The sequence below is a fragment of the Phenylobacterium sp. genome (genome assembly GCF_004299445.1).
Lineage (GTDB): Bacteria > Pseudomonadota > Alphaproteobacteria > Caulobacterales > Caulobacteraceae > Phenylobacterium.
In genome coordinates this window covers 39,193-57,654 of record NZ_SCTC01000050.1, presented here as the reverse complement: position 1 = coordinate 57,654, position 18,462 = coordinate 39,193, and the positions used below count along the sequence as shown (strand labels likewise).

The following is an 18,462-nucleotide window of genomic DNA, read 5'->3' as shown; positions in this document are numbered from 1 at the left end:
AACACTGTGAAATCCCGCCGCGCGGCGCTGCGCACCCAGTTCGACGTCCGTCGGGAGTTCGAGACGCTGGAGGAGAGCTGCGTGCCCTCCTACGTGCACCGCAACCCGCTGGCCGCCTGGACCGCCTGGAGCCGGCTGACCGCCGCGGCCCGCCTGTACGCCCGCTTCGCGCCCGCCGGCCCGGTGCTGGATTTCGGCTCGGCTACGGGGGAACTGCGTCAGGTTCTGGAGCCGATCCGCGGCGACTACCACTTCGTCGAGCAGAACGAGGTGCTGGTGGGCGCGCTGAAGAGGAACATCCCCGAAGCGCGGCGCGAGGACGGCGCCCAACTGGGGGAAGGCCGGTTCGCCGCCGTGTTCGCCCTCGACAGCCTCGAGCATAACGAAGAGATCGGCCCGATCCTGGAGACCATCGCCCGGTCGCTGCGGCCCGACGGCGTGTTCATCCTCTCGGGCCCCACCGAGAACGCGCTCTACCGTCTCGGCCGCCGGCTCGCGGGCTTCGACGGGCACTATCACGTGCAGACCATCTACGACATCGAGCGCCAGGCGCAGGCCTGCTTCCGGCGCGAGGCGCGCAGTCTGCAGCCGGCGGGCATCCCGCTGTTCGCGCTCAGCGCCTGGCGGGCGAAGCGGCCGTGAACGCCCAGCCCGGACTCTGGTGGGGACTGCTGGCGCCGCTCACGTGCGTGGCGGTGATCTCGACCGGCCAGCTGCTCTTCAAGATCGCCTCGGCCAGCGTCGACTTCCGCCGACCGCTGGACGCGCCCAAGGGCCTGCTGGTGCTGAGCGTCGCGCTCGCGCTCTACGCGGCGGCGACGCTGCTCTGGGTGGCGGCGCTGAAGCATGCGCCCCTGGGCCGGGTCTATCCGCTGATGGCGCTCAGCTTCGTGCTGGTCCCGCTGGGCAGCTTCGTGCTGCTGCGTGAGACGGTGTCGCCCAGCTACTGGGCCGGCGTCGCCCTGATCGTGGCGGGCCTGGCGGTGATCGGGCGGTCCTGGTCGTGAGCCTGAACGCCGCGCGACTCGTCTATGTGCTGATCCTGGCGGCCGGGCTCGGCCTGATGCTGCGGCTGAACCTGCCGGGTCACCTCTCGGTCGACTCGGTGCTGGGCCTGCACGAGGGGCGGTTCGGCGTCCGCGAGACCTGGAACCCGGCGATCTACGGCTGGCTGCTGGGTCTCGGCGACCGGATCACGCCCGGGGCCGCCGCCATCGTGGTGCTGAACGGCGTGCTGCTGTTCGGGGCCTGGATGGGGCTGGCGCGGCTGCGGCCTCAGGTCTCCTGGCTCGGCCCCGTCGCGGCGCTCTGCGCCATCGCGCTGCCCCAGGCCATGATCTATCCGGCCATCGTCTGGAAGGACGTCCTGTTCGCCACCGCGACCATAGCCGGCTTCGTCACCCTCGCGGTGGCCGCCCGCACCCGCCTCGAGCGGCCCTGGCTCGCGCTGGCGCTGTCGGCGCTGCTGTTCGCCGCCGCCGGACTGTTCCGGCAGAACGGTCTGATCCTGGCGGTCTTCGCCGGCCTCTCCATCGCCGTGGTCGCCTGGCCCGCCGGGCGCGTCCGGGCGCTGGGCCTTGGCGCAGGCTGGCTGGGCGGCGTCGCCGCGCTGACCTTCGTGCTCTCGATCGTGGCCCAGCCCACGGGCGTCGGCCCGCCCGACAGCGCCGGCGGCCGCGGCCTGCGCATCCTGCAGACTTACGACCTGGTGGGCGCCGCCGCCCTCGATCCCGGCCGTCAGATGCCGGAGCTGGACCGCGTCCGTCCCGACCTGGACGACGTGATCCGCCAGCAGGCGCCGTCGATCTACACCCCCGTCCGCGCCGACCCGATCGTCGGCGACTCCGTGCTGGGGCCCGTGATCAAGCAGGCCGAGCGCGGCGACATCCGGGCCGAGTGGCTGCGCCTCGTCACCGATGACCCCGGCCTCTATCTGCGCCTCCGGGCGGACGTCTTCCGCTGGGTGTTCGCCACGCCCGACATCGACCGCTGCCTGCCCGTGCACCTGGGCGTCGAGGGGCCGGCCGCCGCGCTGGCCGACCTGAAGATGCCGCCCCGCCGCGACCGCGACGACGGCCGGCTCTACAACTACGTCACCTGGTTCCTGGACACCCCGGCCATGAGCCACGTGGCTTTCGCCGGGCTGGCCCTGGTGGTCGGCGTCGTCCTGCTGATCCGTCGCGACCCGGCCGATCTCATGATCGCGGGCCTGCTGGCTGGCGCGCTGGCGTTCACGGCGAGCTTCTTTGTCATCTCGCTGGCCTGCGACTATCGCTACCTCTACGTCCTGGACGTCGCCGCCATCACCGGCGCCCTCTACCTCGCCCTGGACCCGAGGCTGCGCCGGTCGACCTGACGCGCCACGGCGTTCGGGACTATCCCCCCGTCAGCGCCTCGTTCACGGCGATCTCGACCTGTTCCAGCACCGCCTGGTTCCAGGTGAGTTCCTCCTGGGCCTTGGCCAGGCGGGCGAGGTCGGCGCGCCAGCCGTCTTCGAGATAGCGGCGCTGCTTGGCCATCTCGGCCTGCAGCTCGGCGCGGAAGGTCTCAGATGCGGTCAGCTCGTCGCGGGTGCGGGCCAGCTCGGCGCGCGCGGCGGCCAGGTCGCGGGCGGCCGGCGACACCAGCATCCCGATCTCGGCCTGACGCGCGGCCAGCTTGTCGGCGGCGATCTGTAGCGCCTTGTCGCTGGGCGATTTGCCGGCCGCCCTGGTCGCGAACCAGTCGTAGACCGACCCTGCGATCTCGCCTGCCCAGCCCAGCTTCGACAGCCCGTCCTCGCCGGCGTTGTGGCGCAGGTCGGCCGTGAGGAAGCCATCGATCTCCCTGGCCTTCGCCGGCGTCAGGCCTGGAAGCGGCGCGCCGTGCGCCGCCTCGATGCGGGCGACCTCGCCCCGCCAGTCCGAGAGCAGCGCGTCGTAGCCTACGAAGGCCCGCGGCAGGTCTCGAGTGTAGGCCTCGGCGGCCAGCATGTAGGCGCTCCAGACCAGCACCGACTTCTCAGGAGGAAAGCCGTCGCGGCGGGCCAGTGAGCCGGCCACCGCCAGCGGGTGGCGCACCGGGATCACGCAACGCATCGTCACGCCCCGCTCGGCCAGCACCGCCCGCCAGAACGGCAGCAGCACCGTGGCGCGCGGGTCCTTCATCAGGGGCCAGGTCGCCCGGCCGAACTCCTCGTCGAACATGGCGAGCGCCCGGTCAATCCACCCGCGCTCCTCGTCCGGCGGCAGGGGGCGAAACGGAAAGGCGAACGGGTCGTCCCAGGCCGAGCCGGCGGCGCGCAGCCGCTCGTCGTCGAAGATCGCGATCTTCCAGGGTTCGAAGTAGCCCTTCGCGTTGTGTTCGTCGCCCGGCATCACGTTGGCGGGCAGGCTGGCGCCGGCCAGCGCCAGCAGCTGGGTCACGGCCGAGGTGCCGGACCGATGCATCCCCAGCACGAGATAGGCGATGCGCTGGGTCTGTGACGCGGGGGCGCGCCGAGCGGGCTTGGGGGCGGGGGCTTTGCTCATTCCTGCCCCGGTGGTACGGGCCGCCGCGCTGCGCCGCAAGGCTATCGGCGAGGTTGAACGCCTGGGGCAACTGTTGCACACCAGCCCGCGCACCCCCTCAGGACCCCGGAGTTCCATGGCCGCGCCGGCCCCCGTCGAAGATCGAATCCTGGCCGAGGCTGACCTTCGGGCGATCTCGACCGCGTTCGATCCCGACTTCTATCGGGCCGTCTACACCGATCTTCCGGCCGAGATGGACGCGCTTTGGCACTATCGCGTGGCCGGATGGCTCGAGGCCCGCGATCCGGCGACCTGGTTCTCCACGGCCCGCTACCTGGAAGAAAACCCCGACGTCGCCGCCGCCGGAATCGAGCCGTTCTCCCACTATCTGCGACGCGGCCATCGCGAGGGACGTGACGTGCGTCCGTCGCGCCTGATGAGCGCCTACTACGGTCAAGTCGGGTGGGGCGCGCACGAATGGGGATACCCCGCGTTCGACGGCGCGCCGGGCCTCGCGCCTCCTCGCCGGAGCCGGGCCGCGGGCGGCGCCCTTCTGCTCACCGACGAGCACCGCGCCGCCATCGCCGCCGAGTTCGACGCTCACTACTATCTGGCGGTCAATCCCGACGTGGCGCAGTCGGGCATGGACCCGCTGGACCATTTCCTGGCCGCCGGCTGGATCGAGGGCCGCGACCCCAACGCGCGGTTCTCGGTGCGCGACTACCTGGCCGACAATCCCGACGTGGCAGCCACCGGCGTCCATCCGTTCGCCCACTACCTGTTGGCCGGCCGCGCCGAGGGCCGGGCGGCGAAGAGCCAGCTGGGCTTTCGCTACGACGTGATTGCGCGCCTGAAGCCGGTCGAGGACCGCCTGGCCGACGCCCTGGCCGCCGCGCAGCGCGTGCGGCTGGACCCGCCCGAACGGCTCGCGCCGCTGGCCGACCTCGGCGATCTGCACATCACGTTCAGCCACGACGACTACACCGCCCATTCCGGCGGCCTGCAGATGTGCGTGCGGCGCGAGAGCGAGCGCTTCATGGCTCGTGGGGTCGACCACCTGCATCTGTTCCCGGCGGCGTTCTCGCCCATGGTCCGCCTGGCCGACGAGCCGGGACCGCTGGGCGTGGTGCTGAACGGCCACCGCCTGGGGCCCCACGGCGCCGCGGCGGTGCAGGCGGCGCTGACGCCCGGTTCTGTCGGCGCGCGGCGCAGCTTCGCGATCCATAGCCTGCTGGGACACGATCCCGACGCCACCGCCGACATCCTGGCCGCGGCCGGACTGTCGGCAGGCTTCTTCTGGCTGCACGACTTCGCCAGCGTCTGCGCGGGGTTCCATCTGCTGCGCAACGACGTCGAGGACTGCGCCGCGCCGCCGCGCGACAGCGCCGCGTGCGGCGTGTGCGCCTACGGGCCGTTCCGGGCGCGGCAGGAAGCCGGCCACCGCCGCCTGTTCGACCGCTTGGCGCTGACGGTGGTCGCCCCCTCGCAGGTCACGCTGGACTTCTGGCGCGCCCACACGGACCTCCCCGCGCGCGGCGCCGTGGCCTTGCCGCACGCGACGCTCAAGCCGCGCGGGCCGGCGCCCCAAACGGCCGCCGACCGGCCGTTGCGGGTGGCCTATCTCGGCATGCCGACCGTGCTGAAGGGCTGGCCGGTGTTCCGCGACCTGGCGATCCGCCTGGCGGAGGACCCCCGCTACGCGTTTCTGCACCTCGGCGGCCAGCCCGACCCTTCGGCGCCGGCGGCCTTCCACGCGGTGGTCGCGACCGGCGACCGGCCCCGGGCCATGCAGGAAGCCATCGAGGCGCTCGAGGTCGACGTGGCGCTGCTCTGGCCTCTCTGCCGCGAAACATTCTCGTTCACCGCCTACGAGGCCGCGGCCGGCGGCGCGGCGGTGATCACAGGTCCGGACAGCGGCAATGTGGCGGCGTTCGCCTCCGACCCAGCGATCGGCCGCGTGCTGGCCGACGAGGCCACGCTGCTGCAGGCCTTCCAGGGCGGCGAGATCGTGGCGCTGAGCCGCCGCAAGCGGAAGGCCAGAGTGTTCGATCAGGTCTACAGCGGGCTCAGCGCCGATCTGGTGACGCCATGAGGCGGCGGCTCGTCCAGGTCCTGCCGCCGCGCCTGCGCGACGCGCTGTCGAGCCGGCTCAAGCCGCTGCATCCCGACCAGGGGATCGCCGCCCGGGCGTTCGACCGCGCCTTCTACCTCAAGGCCAACCCGGACGTGGCCGCCAGCGATCAGGATCCGCTGGAGCACTTCCTGCGATTCGGCTGGCTGGAGGGTCGCGATCCTACGGCCGAATTCTCGGTTCGCGCCTACCTCGAAGCGTACCCCGACGTCGCCGACTCCGGCGTCAATCCGTTCGTCCACTACCTGACCAACGGCCGTCCCAGGATTCGTGCGCCGCAGTCGCCGTATGGCTTCCGCTACGAGGTGATCGAGCGGCTGACGCCTATGGAGAACCGCCTACCGAATGGCCCGCCGCCGCCGGCGGCCGCAGATGACATCCTGACGTCAGCGCTGGCGGTGTCGCATGGCGGCCTGGCCGGCCTGCACATCACCTTCAGCCACGACGACTACACCGTCCATCTGGGCGGCCTTCAGACGTCGGTCCGCCGCGAGGCCGAACGGCTGGCCGAGCGGGGTCGCGATCATCTGCATCTGCATCCTGCACGCCCCTGGCAGGTGGTGCGCGCGCCCGGAGAGGCCGAGCCGCTGGGTGTGGTCTGGAACGGCCGCGCCGTGGGCCTGTTCGACGCCGCCACGGTCGCGCGCGTGCTGTCCCGGGTGTGCGCGGCAGACGCCTCGGGGCGCAGCTTCGCGATCCACAGCCTGCTGGGTCACGAACCTGATCAGACCGCCGACATCCTCGCCGCCGCGGGGCTTTCGGCGGGCGTGTTCTGGCTGCACGACTTCGCCAGCCTCTGCGCGGGCTTTCACCTGCTGCGCAACGACGTCGAGGACTGCTCGGCCCCGCCCGCCGACAGCGCCGGCTGCGGCATCTGTATCTACGGCCCCTGGCGCGCGCGCCACGTCGACGCGCACGCCCGCCTGTTCGAGCGCCTCCGCCTCACCGTCGCGGCGCCTTCGCACACGACGCTGGACCTCTGGACCGCCAGGGCGACCTTCCCCGTGGCCGGGACGGTTGTCGTGCCGCACGCCGGGCTGACGCCCAAGGCGCCGGCGCCCGTGGCCGGCAGCCGCCCGTTCCGGCTGGCCTATGCGGGCTTGCCGACCGCGCACAAGGGCTGGCCGATCTTCCGGGCGCTCGCGCTGAAGTTCGAGAACGATCCGCGCTACGAGTTTCTGCATCTGGGCGCGCGCGGCGACGCGACGCTGCCGATGACCTTCCAGGCGGTCACCTCCGGCATGGCCGAGGCGCTCACCGCGGCGCAGCCCGACGCCGTCCTCGTCTGGCCTCTCTGCCGCGAGACCTTCTCCTTCGTCGCCTACGAGGCCGTGGCGGCGGGCGCCGCGGTGATCACCGGCCCCGACAGCGGCAACGTCCAGGCGTTCGTGACCGAAACCGGCCATGGCCGGGTGCTGCCCAGCGAGGATGCGCTCGTGTCGGCCTTCACCTCCGGCGAAATCCTGGAGCTCAGCCGCGCGCAGCGCCGCCCGATGCTCTATGACCTGCGCTACAGCGCCCTCTCGCTCGACCTGCCCGACGCATGAAGATCCTCTGCTACACCAGCTTCACGTTCTCGTACCTGAACCGGGCCCGGGTCCTGTTCCAGACGCTGCGCCAGCATCGTCCCGACTGGGAACTGGCGGCCCTGATCACCGACAAGCCGCCCGAGGGCTTCGTCTTCGACCCCGCGAGCGAGCCGTTCGACCGGCTGGTCTGGGCCAGCGACCTGGGCATCCCCAACTTCCAGAGCTGGCTCTTCAAGCACGATGTGGTCGAGGTCTGCACGGCGGTGAAGGGTCCCTTCCTGCATCAGGCCTGCGACTGGGGCTTCGACGCGGTCATCTACATGGATCCCGACACCGCCGCGCTCTCGACCCTGGAGCCGCTGGAGCAGTGGCTGTCCGAGCATGATATCCTGCTCACGCCTCACCTGATCGATCCCAACGACGACCACGCCGCGATCCTCGACAACGACCTGTCGGCCTCGCGCACCGGCATCTTCAACCTGGGCTTCGTGGCGATCCGCACCACGGGGGAGGGCGCCCGCTTCGCGAGGTGGTGGAACGACCGTCTGCTCAACTACTGCTACGACGACATGCCCAACGGCCTCTTCGTCGACCAGCGCTGGTGCGACCATGTCCCGGCTCTGTTCGACAATGTGAAGATCATCCGCGACCCCGGCTACAACGTCGCCAGCTGGAACCTCTCGACCCGCAAGGTCAGCGTGGAGAAGGACGGTCGCATCCTCGTCAACGGCGCGCCTCTGCGGTTCTGGCACTTCACGAAGCTGGGCGCGGTCGGCGATTCGATGACCAAGCGCTACGCGGGCCAGAACTATCCCGTCTATGAGATCTGGAGCTGGTACCGCCGCCTCGTGACCGCCGCCACAGACCCGGCCATCCCCGAGCGCTGGTGGGCCTTCGGCGCCTATGACGACGGCCGCCCCATCGCCAAGCAGGACCGCGTGCTCTATCGCGAGCGCACAGACCTGCAGCAGGCCTTCCCCAACCCCTTCGCTTCCGGACGCGGCAGTTTCCAAGAATGGCTCGAACACGAAGGCGCGTGACCGAGGCCGCGGCGCCCCCCGCCGCGCCCCGGATCGTCACCGCACCCGTCCTGGACAAGGTTCGCGCGCTCGCCGCTCAGGTGGGCGGGCTGAAGGCGCTGGCCCACGAGGCGCAGGTTCGCGAGGCGCTGACCCGCACCGAACTGACGCTGGCGCTGCACGAGTCGCTGGCCGCCCGGGCGGCGTTGCAGGCCAGCCTGCGCGACCAGGCGCTGGCCGCCTATCGCGCGCGGCGGCCGTCGACGAACCGCCGGTCAGGCCGCCCGGCCCAGATGCTGGATCGTCTGCTGCTCCGTCTTGGCTCGCTGGGCCAGGCCTGTGTGATCGCCCGCAGCGGCGTCTGGCGCGGGACGGGCCGCCCCCTGCATGACTTTCGGCACATGGCGGCGTACGCGCGGCGCGGCGCGAACCCGGCGGTGGCGCCGCTCGCGCCATTCGACCAGGCCTGGTACCTCGCGGCCTATCCCGACGTAGCCGCCCGCGGGACCGCGCCGCTGGTCCACTACCTCGTGTCGGGTGGCCGCGAGGGCCGTGCGCCCTCGGCGCTCTTCGAGCCCGCCTGGTACGCCCGGGAGCACGCCGTCGCGTTGGCCGCCACCAGCGTCACGCCGCTGGAACACTACGTCCGCACAGGGGCGGGCGGGCAGGGCGCGCCGCATCCCCTGTTCGACGTGGGCCACTACCTGGCCCAGTCAGCCCCCCTGGCGGCCGGGGACGACGCCCTGTCGCACTATCTGCGGGAAGGCTGGGCGCTGGGTCTCAGCCCGCACCCGCTGTTCGACCCGGCCTGGTACCGGCGCCAGGTCCAGACGACCGAGCCGCCGCTTTCGCACTACCTCACCACCGGCTGGCGGGAGGGCCTGTCACCGCATCCGCTGTTCGACGGTCGCTGGTACCTGGAGCAGAATCCCGAGGTCGCCGCCTCGGGCGTCGAACCGCTGACACACTTCCTGGCCGAGGGCGGTCGGCTGGGCCGTTCGCCGAGCCCCTGGTTCGACGCCGCGCACTACATCGAGGCGCGGGGCGATGGGCTGGCGCCCGGGGTGAACCCCTTGGTGGACTATCTGCAGGGCGGCGCCTGGGCGATCGCGGAGGCGAGGCCGGGATTCCCGACGGCGGCCTATCTGGCCAAACAGCCGGGCCTCGCCCGCGACGGCGTCACGCCGCTGGAATACTGGGCGCGTCAGGGCGCTCCCTAGGAAACGCCTCGGCCAGTCCCAGCTGATCCAGCTGTCGCCGCACCTCGTCGTAGTACTCGGGCACATAGTGGAACGGGCTGAGGCCCCAGCGATGCGCCGTGTCGGCCACGCGGTGGTGGCCCGCGTCGATGCGGGCCATCGGCGGCATCACGGACCGGAAGGCCGCCTCCTGCCGCTCAAGCAGGGCGTTGTAGGGCGCAATTTCGGCCGGCTGCCCGCCCACGATCTCGACACCGGTGATCGGCGACAGACTTCCGTCCGGCGCACGCTGATGCGTCGCCCAGCGGGCTTCGTGATGGATCAGCATCGCCTCCTGCAGGGGCGTGGCGCGCACAACGGCGGCGAACTCGGCCACGCCGTCCATCCACAGCCGCTCGCACGCCGGCGACAGCCGCGACAGGCGCCGACCGGCCGCCAGCGCCGGTTGCGCCATATAGCCGCTGCGGACCATCTCGCCGCTGACGTTGGCCAGCGCGCCGTCGGCGGCCAGCAGGTCGAAGCGCTCGTCGATGAAATCGAAGATCAGGTGGGTCGGCCGGTAGGCCACCAGCTTCGCCAGCGCCGTCTTGCGCAGGTCGGCCACCAGGGCGGCGTGCTCGTGCTGGTGCAGGTCGCCGGGCAGCCCGTCGTCGGGCGTGAAGCCGGCCAGCGCAGGGCTGAACAGGCTGGGGAAGCTGGTCCGCGAGATATACAGCAGAAACTCCGCGCCGCCGCCACGGATCGGCCACAGGTCGCGGGTAATGCAGCTGCCGAGAATGGCGATGCGCGGCTTCATCCGCCGGTGCATAGCACGGGTGGGGCGACAGTCCGGAACATTGACAAGCGATGGCGGCCTGCGCATCAACGCGCCCTTTCGGCGCGAGACGGTCAGAATGGCGTATCGTGAGGCGCGTTCACCCTTTTCGTCGAAGTATGGTGTATCAGCCCTGTTAGGGTCTGACTGGACAGTTTGCGCGCTATGAAATTCCTGACCTTCCTGACGGACCTCCCGGACAACGTCCTGGGACGCGCGCTGCGCGAGGGCTACAAGCCTGCGGCCGTCGCGTTCGGGTTCAGCCTCGTCTCGAACATCCTCTACATGGCCCTGCCGCTCTACACCTACCAGGTCTACGGCCGGGTGATGACGAGCCAGAACCAGGCCACCTTGTGGACCCTGACGGTCGTCACGCTGTTCGTCTTCGCGATTTCCAGCGTCATCGACGACATCCGCGCCCGCGTGCTGATCAACTTCGGCGTCGCGCTGGACCAGCGCACGTCGGGGCGGGTGTTCACCAGCCTGTTCGACGCGGCCGTTCGCGGTGATCCGGGCGCCCGCGCCCAGGCGCTGCGCGACCTGGACCAGTTCCGCCAGTCGCTGACGGGCATCGCCGCCGCCGCCTTCTTCGATGTGCCGTGGATTCCCGTCTACCTGGGCGTCCTCTTCATTATCGACCCGCTGGTGGGCGTGGTCACCTTCGTGGGCGCGATCATCCTGGTCCTGCTGGCCATCGCTCAGGCCCGGGCGGTGCAGAATTCACTGAAGGACGCCAACGAAGCCGCGCTGCGCAGCTATGGCTTCACCGATGCGGCGCTTCGCAACGGCGAGGTGGTGCGCGCGATGGGGATGCTGCCCACGCTGGGAAAGGCCTGGGCCCGTCACCGGGCGATCACCATCGAGCGCGGCGCGGCCGCCGCCGAGGCGTCCAACTTCTACAACGACCTCATCAAGTTCGTCCGGATGGGGATGCAGGTGCTGATCGTGGCGCTGGGCGCCTACCTGATCCTCGAAGGCAAGATTCACCCCGGGATGCTGTTCGCCAACATGATCCTGGCCAGCCGCGCGCTGCAGCCGATCGAGAAGATCGTGGGCTCGTGGGATCCCCTCAACAACATGTACCGGGCGTTCGAGCGTCTGAACGTGCTGCTCAAGAACGCCGAGCCGCCGTCCTCGGCCACCTCGCTGCCGCGCCCGTTGGGCAAGCTTTCGGTCGAGGGCGTGAACTTCGCGCCGCCCGGCGTTCAGCGGCTGGTGCTGGGCAATGTCAACTTCGCCATCGACCCGAACGAGGTCCTGGGCGTGATCGGTCCCTCGGGCGCGGGCAAGTCCACCCTGGCGCGCCTGCTGGTCGGCATCTGGAAGCCGCTCAACGGCGTGGTGCGCCTCGATGGCGCCGACGTGTTCACCTGGGATCGCGCCGACTTCGGCCGCTATGTGGGCTACCTCCCACAGGACACCGAGCTCTTCGCCGGCACCGTGCGCAACAACATCGCGCGCTTTCGTGAGGGCGTGACCGACGAGGAAGTGGTGGCCGCCGCCCAGCTCGCCGGCGTGCATGACCTGATCCTGCGCATGCCCAAGGGCTACGACACCGACGTGGGGGAGGGCGGCGTCGTGCTGTCCGCCGGCCAGCGCCAGCGCGTGGGCCTGGCCCGCTGCCTGCTGGGCAACCCGGCGTTCGTCGTGCTGGATGAACCCAACGCCAACCTCGACGCCGAGGGCGAGGAGGCGCTGATGGGCGCCATCGACGCCATGAAGGCCAACGGCGCCACCGTCGTGATCATTTCGCACAAGCCGGGCGTGTTCCGCTCGGCCGACAAGATGCTGGTGCTGCGCGACGGACGCGTCGAGCTCTTTGGCCCGCGCGACCAGGTGATGGCGCGCCTGGTCAAGCCGGCGCAACAGCCTGAAGTCCGCGCCGTGGAGGCGGGTCGTTGAAGCTGGATCTGAAATCGCTTTCGCGGCTGCCGGCCAAGCAGGACTACGTCCTCCCCACGTTCGGGGGCGATGAGTCCGAGACCATGGCGCCCCAGCTCCAGGAGCGCCTGCGCCGGCCGATGATCATGGGCGCCGTGGTGATCGTGGTGTTCGTGTTCGGCGTGGGTCTATGGGCCTCCCTGGACCAGCTGGCGTCTGGGATCACCGCGCCGGCCGAGGTGCGCGTCGATTCGCAGCGCAAGACGCTGCGGGCCAAGGACGCCGGGGTCGTGAAGCAGATCCTGGCTCGCGAAGGCCAGCTGGTGAAGCCCGGTCAGCCGCTCCTGCTGTTCAACGACGTCGAACAGCGCGCCATGGTCGATGTGCTGCAGAACCAGTACGACACCCTGGTCGCCCAGAGTGGGCGCTTCAGCGCCGAGGCCACCAACCGCAGCACTCTGGTGCTGCCGGCCGAATTGACCGCGCGCATGGCCGAGCCGGGCGTGGCCCAGCTCATCCGTGACCAGGAATTCCTGTTCATGACCCGCCAACAGCTGTTCCAGAGCCAGTCGTCGGTCCTGGCTCAGCGCGTCGAGCAGCTGCAGACCCAGGTTCAGGGCCAGCAGGCCCAGCTCGAGTCGATCCTCGAACAGCAGCGGCTGACCGAGGAGGAACTGTCCGGCTATCGCAAGCTCAACGAACAGGGGTTTGCGCCCAAGACGCTGATTCTACGCTACGAGCGCACTTTGGCCGAACTGGGCGGGCGTCGTGGCCAGCTGCTGTCCGAGATCGCCCGCCTGCGTCAGGCGATGGGCGAGGCGCGCATGCAACTGTCGTCGCTGCAGAATGAACGCTCCAGCCAGGCCGCTGAAGGTCTCCGCGACAGCCAGACCAGGCTCGCGGATGTCATCCCGCGGCTGACCGCCGCACGCCAGAATCTGGCCGCCACGATCGTGCGCTCGCCGGTCGAGGGCTACGTCTTCAACCTGACCCAGTTCACCGTCGGCGGCGTGGTCGGCGGCGGCGAGGTGATGATGGACGTCGTGCCGGTGGCCACGCCGCTCACGGTCACCGCGATGATCAAGCCCGAGGACGTGGACGAGGTGCGCGCCGGCATGCCGGCCAAGGTCAAGCTGACCGGGCTGAACCAGCGGTTCAGCGACTCGCTGGACGCCACCGTCGCGGTCGTCTCGGCCGACCGGATCACCAACGAAAAGAGCGGGGTGTCCTATTATCGGGTGGACCTGCGAATCCCGCCTAGTCAGCTGTCGAAGCTGAAGAAGGGCGTGCAGCTGACGCCCGGGATGCCCGCCCAGGCCCTCATCAAGACGGGCGACAGGTCGATCATGAGCTTCCTCATTTCACCCATTACGGACACCCTGGAAGACGCCTTCCGCGAGGAGTAGCGGCGTCTGTGCAACACCCTTGGACGCTGAGATTCCGGAGAGTTTTTCAGGTTGCGCAATTGGCAGGCTTCCGATACGTCTGCCCTTGGGCTCGTCTAACCTACGCCGCAGCCATGCTATGGCGCTTGGGGTAATGGACCGCTGGGACTGCTTCACTTCGGTGGGGGTCAAGCGTGCCAGGGGTCCGTGTGACACTGACTGGAGAGAATAATGGCGACTTATTTCTTTGAGACGATCACGGACGCGCAAGCCGCGGCCTATACGGGGTCTGACAACCTGGTGTTCGGCCAGGCGGGCGAAACCGCTAACCGCACCACCGTGATCTTCAATGCGGCGACGGCGACCTCGGGTCCGACCGTGACCGTGATCTCGGGCCTGACCGGCAAGTCGGTGACGTTCAACGCGAACTTCATCCTCGAAACCCCGATCTTCCCCGACGGCTCGGTGCTGTACGTTGGCGACACCAACGCGACCAGCGCGGCCGGTGGCGCGACGACCGACGGCCTCTATGGCAACGCGGGCGGTGACACGCTCGATGGCGCCGGCGCCGCTGACGTGCTGCAAGGCAACGCCGGCGACGACTCGCTGGTGGGTGGCACGGGCAACGACACCGTCTACGGCGGCCGCGACAACGACACGATCACGACCGGCGGTACGGCCGACTTCGCCCAGGGCAACCTCGGCGACGACAGCATCAACGGTGCGGGCACGGGCTCGACCGGCACCCTGCTCGGCGGTCAAGGCGCCGACCAGATCCTGGGCGGCACGGGCGCCGACTTCCTGAACGGCAACCTCGGCAACGACACCCTCACGGGCGGCGGCGGCAACGACGTCATGCTCGGTGAAGGTGGCAGCGACTCGCTCGTTTCGGCTTCGGCTGAAGGCGGCGCGGTCAGCATCGACGGCGGCACCGGCGACGACTCCATCACGGCGACCAGCGCGAATGCGTCGATCGTCGGCGGCGACGGCAATGACTCCATCGTCGTGACCTCGGCCGGCGTCACCGGCGCACAGGTCAACGTGCTGCAAGGCAACGCGGGCGACGACACCATCTCGTCGAACGCCATCGGTCGCGACTCGGTCCTCGGCGGGCAGGGCAACGACTCGCTCGTCAGCAACGGCGGCGTGGTCGGCGACTTCATCAACGGCAACCTCGGCAACGACACCATCGTCGGTGGCGGCGCGGGTGACACGCTGGTGGGTGAAGACGGTAACGACAACATCGACGCCGCGGGCGGTTCTGACACCGTCACGGCGGGCGTCGGCAACGACACCATCACCAGCGGTGCCGGCAACGACAACATCAATGCCGGCGACGGCAACGACAGCATCAACAACCGGATCGGTGGCGGCAACGATGTCATCGACGGTGGTGCCGGCAACGACGTCGTGCTCGGTGGTGCCAACAACGACAGCGTCACTCTGGGCGATGGCGACGACCAGTTCTCCTTCGACGCTGGCGCCGACACGAACGGCGACCAGACCGGCGCGGGTAACGACGTCGTCTCCGGTGGTAACGGCAACGACAGCGTGCTTTCGGGCGCCAACAACGACGTCATCACGGGCGGCGAAGGCAACGACACGATTGATGCTGGCGCCGACGCCGACAACGTCGACGGCGGTGGCGGGGTCGATAGCCTGATCGGCGGCGCGGGCAGTGATACGGTCCAAGGCGGCGACGGCAACGACGTCCTCGTCGGCGGTACGGGTACCGACTTCCTGCGTGGTGGCAATGGTGACGATCTATTCACCTTCACGGCCGCTGACTCGGGTATTGCGGCGGGTACGCTTGACCAAATCCTTGATTGGCAGTCGACCGACGCGCTGGACTTCAGCGGGCTTGGGGCGGCCACTGACGGTGTGAACTACATTGAGCTGACCGCCACTAGCTACGACGCGGCCGTTGCGATCGCCACGGCCCAGTCTGGCACCGCGGATTACATCGTGATCCAAGTCGGCTCGGACGTGGTGGTGTTCGCCGACAGCACCAACGGTGGTGCGCCGGAAGACGCGGTGGTGCTGGTGGGCCGTACCCTCGCCGACATCAGCGCTGCGAACATCCCGACCTAAGTCGGACGATAGTACTAAGGATTGGGCCGCCCTTCAGGGCGGCCCTTTTTTTGTGCGTGACCCTCCGCGACCTACGACCGCAGGGCGCCCCACCCCCCATCGACGGCCCCACGGCCGACGGGTGCACGTCCCGTCTTCCACGGATATGTTACAGCCCCCGGCGTCGGACGACTTGCCGCCGTGGGCCATTCAAGGGACCCAGAGGAGCGAGCCCGACGGATGACTCAGGTGGATGCGGTGCAGCTTGCCCTGGCCAACGACCTCCTGGGCCGACCTGACCAGGCGATATCGATCCTTCGCAAGGTCCTCGCGCTCGCGCCGACCGACCGCGTGCGATTTCACCTCGCCTACTTCCTGCTTCGCGAAGGGCACGACCAGGAGGGCTGGCGGCTCTGGGAGCACCGTCCCGCGCGCGTGAACCTGCCCCGGACGCTAAGCTTCCCCGAATGGACGGGGCAGAGCGTCAGCTCGCTCCTCGTCCTGCCCGAACAGGGCTTTGGTGACGAGATCATGTTCGCCCGATATGTGCCGATGCTCCGCGCCCAAGGCATCGAAGTGACCCTCTTCACAAAACCGCCTCTCGTTCGGCTGCTCTCCGCCCTCGGCGCGCCCACGCACAGCGCGACGGGCAAGGTCCATATCCCCCCGCACGATGCCTGGGTCCTCTGTGGCTCGCTCCCCCGCCTCGTCGGGCGGTGCGAGAGCCCGCCCTATCTGCCGACAAGCCCAGGCGGCTCCGGGATCGGCTTCATAGGTTGCGGCAACCCGACCCAGGTCAACGACGGCGCGCGCTCGCTGCCGCCGGAGCTGGTCGCCGACATCCTCTCCTGGCCGGACGTTGTCAGCCTGCTGCCGGAGCACACCGGTGCGAAGGATTTTGAGGACACCCGCCAGATCATCTCCAAACTCGAGGTCGTCCTCTCCGTAGACACGGCCGTGGCGCACCTGGCGGGCGCCATGGGCAAGCCTTGCTTCCTCATGCTCTCCACGCCGGGAGACTGGCGCTGGGGCGCCGGCGGCTCGGCCACGCGCTGGTACCCGAGCCACCGGCTTTTCCGGCAGACCGTGCGCGGCGACTGGTCGGATGTGATCCCGAATGTAAAGGCCGCTCTCGCCGGCTTGCGCGGCTAGGACGCCCGGGCCTTCGCGCCCTGCCGCAATCCTTTCCCTTTGCCCACGTCGCCGCCGCTGAGCTAAGTCGGGACTACATGTCGAACGCGGCGCTCTTCCTCCATCCGAATGGCTACGACACCACAGGGCCGAGTCTCCTGGGGCGCCATGCCGCCGGCGAGAGCTTCTTGCGCGGTTTCCTCCGGCACGCCGAGGTGGATCGCTACCACTTCTGGAATGTCACCGGCCGGCCACAGGCCGAGCTTGAGGAACTCGTCAACCGCATCGAGCCACCCCGCAAGCCGATCCGCTGGATCGGCCAGGCTCGCCGCCACGAACTCTCCGACCCCGGGGTCCTCAACGTCCCGTCTCCCGAGATCGACGCCGAGGCCTGGCAGCGCGCGCCCCACGGCGCGCGCCACTACGCCCTTTGCGGCCTCACCCACACGACGGCGACGGCCACCGTCATGCGCCTTATCCCCGACCTGCTGATCGCGCCGACCGAGGACTACGACGCCCTCATCTGCACCTCGAGCGCGGTGCGCGACGCGGTCGAGACCCAGCTCTCGGCCATGCGCGACTACATGGCCGACGCCTACGGCCCGCGCCGACGCCCGGAGCCGATGCGCGCGACCATCCCGCTGGGCGTCAACGTCGACGACTTCGCCACCACGCCCGAGCACCGCAGCGCCTGGCGCGCGCGGCTCGACATCCCCGACGACGCCGTGGTCGTCCTCTTCGTCGGCCGCTTCAGCGTGCGGACCAAGATGAACCCGGCGCTGATGGCCATGGCCCTGGAGCGCGCCGCCCGCCGCACGGGAAAGCCCGTCTACTGGGTCAACTCAGGCTGGATCGAGCCCGCCGCCGCCGGCCCGGGCTTTCACGAGGAGACCCGCAAGCTCTGCCCCTCGATCCACTACCGCGAGGTGGACGGCCGCCCCGCCGACGTGCGCTTCTCGATCTGGTCGGTGGCCGACATCTTCATCAGCTTTTCCGACAACATCCAGGAGACCTTCGGCCTGACGCCGGTCGAGGCGATGGCGGCGGGCCTGCCGTGCGTCGTCACCGACTGGGACGGCTACAAGGACACCGTTCGGGACGGCATCGACGGCTTCCGCGTCCCCACCGTCACGCCGCGGCCCGGCTTCGGCGCGGACCTGGCCACCTGGTTCGCCAACAAGTGGATCAGCTACGAGACCTATGTGGGGGCCGCCGCCCAGTACACCGCCGTCGACCTGGACCGCGCCGAGGCGGCCCTGGCGACGCTGATCGACCATCCGAAGATCCGTCGGTCGATGGGCGAAGCGGCCCGCCAGCAGGCGCGCGACGTCTTCGACTGGGCGGCGATCATCCCGCAGTATCAGGCGCTCTGGACCGAGCAGCGCGCCCGGCTCGCCGCAGCCCCGCCTGAGCCGACGCGCCGTCAGAACCCGTACCGGCCCGACCCCTATGTCCTGTTCGCCGGCTACCCGACGAGACACCTCTCACGTCATGATGTGGTCGTGCTGAACCCGGGCATGGACTGGCCGGCCGCCCACGCGCGGCTCAGCGGGGCGCTGGCCGTCTATAGCCGCTTCAACCGTCCCAGCGACGCCGAACTCGAGGTGGTGATCCAGGCGCTGGCCGAGCACGGTCCGATGCCGGTGGCCAAGGTGATCGAGTTGATCCCGACGGGCCGTCGCAATTTCCTGGAGCGCGGGCTGATCTGGCTGGCGCGGCACGACGTCGTAGCGCTGCATCCGGGCGGCTGAAGGCCGCGGCCGCAGCCCTCCAGAAGGTCGCCAACGCCCAAAACGCAGACGGCCGGACGACGGA

14 protein-coding genes are annotated in these 18,462 nt (G+C 69.8%); 12 read left to right on the top strand and 2 right to left on the bottom strand.

The genetic code is table 11. The annotated features are described in order from the left end of the window. The first annotated feature begins 6 nt into the window (after window positions 1–6). The 3 genes from EPN98_RS13385 to EPN98_RS13375 are packed head-to-tail and all read left to right on the top strand — an operon-like array spanning window position 7 to window position 2,356. Complete coding sequence (locus EPN98_RS13385; protein WP_293363268.1) at window positions 7–642, top strand: methyltransferase domain-containing protein; 636 nt, start codon at window positions 7–9, stop codon at window positions 640–642. Then, window positions 639–1,007 (top strand): EamA family transporter, encoded by a 369-nt coding sequence (locus tag EPN98_RS13380; protein WP_293363267.1) that lies wholly within the window; start codon window positions 639–641, stop codon window positions 1,005–1,007. The genes EPN98_RS13385 and EPN98_RS13380 overlap by 4 nt, the downstream gene beginning before the upstream one ends. Continuing rightward, window positions 1,004–2,356 (top strand): hypothetical protein, encoded by a 1,353-nt coding sequence (locus tag EPN98_RS13375; RefSeq protein ID WP_293363266.1) that lies wholly within the window; start codon window positions 1,004–1,006, stop codon window positions 2,354–2,356. Before EPN98_RS13380 ends, EPN98_RS13375 begins: the two co-directional genes overlap by 4 nt. Before the next feature lie 19 nt (window positions 2,357–2,375). On the opposite strand, the gene EPN98_RS13370 is transcribed toward EPN98_RS13375, so the two are convergent. After that, a complete protein-coding gene (locus EPN98_RS13370) occupies window positions 2,376–3,509 on the bottom strand; it encodes a hypothetical protein (protein WP_293363265.1) in 1,134 nt (377 codons plus the stop codon). 115 nt (window positions 3,510–3,624) lie between these two features. On the opposite strand from EPN98_RS13370, the gene EPN98_RS13365 reads away from it, so the two are divergent. From EPN98_RS13365 to EPN98_RS13350, 4 genes are read left to right on the top strand one after another with little or no spacing between them, the layout of a single operon-like run. Next, window positions 3,625–5,580, top strand: coding sequence for a hypothetical protein (locus EPN98_RS13365; RefSeq protein WP_293363263.1), 1,956 nt, complete (start codon window positions 3,625–3,627; stop codon window positions 5,578–5,580). Next, complete coding sequence (locus EPN98_RS13360) at window positions 5,577–7,166, top strand: hypothetical protein (protein ID WP_293363262.1); 1,590 nt, start codon at window positions 5,577–5,579, stop codon at window positions 7,164–7,166. Before EPN98_RS13365 ends, EPN98_RS13360 begins: the two co-directional genes overlap by 4 nt. After that, window positions 7,163–8,188, top strand: a complete 1,026-nt coding sequence (locus EPN98_RS13355) for a hypothetical protein (RefSeq protein ID WP_293363261.1) — start codon at window positions 7,163–7,165, stop codon at window positions 8,186–8,188. Before EPN98_RS13360 ends, EPN98_RS13355 begins: the two co-directional genes overlap by 4 nt. Further along, window positions 8,185–9,387 (top strand): hypothetical protein, encoded by a 1,203-nt coding sequence (locus EPN98_RS13350; protein ID WP_293363259.1) that lies wholly within the window; start codon window positions 8,185–8,187, stop codon window positions 9,385–9,387. Before EPN98_RS13355 ends, EPN98_RS13350 begins: the two co-directional genes overlap by 4 nt. Here EPN98_RS13350 and EPN98_RS13345 read toward each other — a convergent pair. Further along, window positions 9,347–10,162 (bottom strand): DUF6270 domain-containing protein, encoded by an 816-nt coding sequence (locus EPN98_RS13345; protein ID WP_293363257.1) that lies wholly within the window; start codon window positions 10,160–10,162, stop codon window positions 9,347–9,349. The two genes, EPN98_RS13350 and EPN98_RS13345, sit on opposite strands and share 41 nt — an antisense overlap. A 183-nt stretch (window positions 10,163–10,345) precedes the next feature. On the opposite strand from EPN98_RS13345, the gene EPN98_RS13340 reads away from it, so the two are divergent. The 5 genes from EPN98_RS13340 to EPN98_RS13320 all read left to right on the top strand — a co-directional run bounded on the left by EPN98_RS13340 (window position 10,346) and on the right by EPN98_RS13320 (window position 18,398). Then, window positions 10,346–12,082, top strand: coding sequence for a type I secretion system permease/ATPase (locus EPN98_RS13340; protein ID WP_293363256.1), 1,737 nt, complete (start codon window positions 10,346–10,348; stop codon window positions 12,080–12,082). Then, the gene (locus EPN98_RS13335; RefSeq protein ID WP_293363254.1) at window positions 12,079–13,467 is read left to right on the top strand and encodes an HlyD family type I secretion periplasmic adaptor subunit; all 1,389 of its coding nucleotides are present in this window, start codon (window positions 12,079–12,081) and stop codon (window positions 13,465–13,467) included. The genes EPN98_RS13340 and EPN98_RS13335 overlap by 4 nt, the downstream gene beginning before the upstream one ends. Before the next feature lie 210 nt (window positions 13,468–13,677). After that, a complete protein-coding gene (locus tag EPN98_RS13330; protein ID WP_293363253.1) occupies window positions 13,678–15,537 on the top strand; it encodes a calcium-binding protein in 1,860 nt (619 codons plus the stop codon). A gap of 219 nt (window positions 15,538–15,756) precedes the next feature. Further along, window positions 15,757–16,668: a hypothetical protein gene (locus tag EPN98_RS13325; protein WP_293363252.1), complete on the top strand. Its 912-nt coding sequence runs from the start codon at window positions 15,757–15,759 to the stop codon at window positions 16,666–16,668. Between the two features lie 77 nt (window positions 16,669–16,745). Then, a complete protein-coding gene (locus tag EPN98_RS13320; RefSeq protein WP_293363251.1) occupies window positions 16,746–18,398 on the top strand; it encodes a glycosyltransferase family 4 protein in 1,653 nt (550 codons plus the stop codon). The last annotated feature ends 64 nt before the right edge of the window (window positions 18,399–18,462 follow it).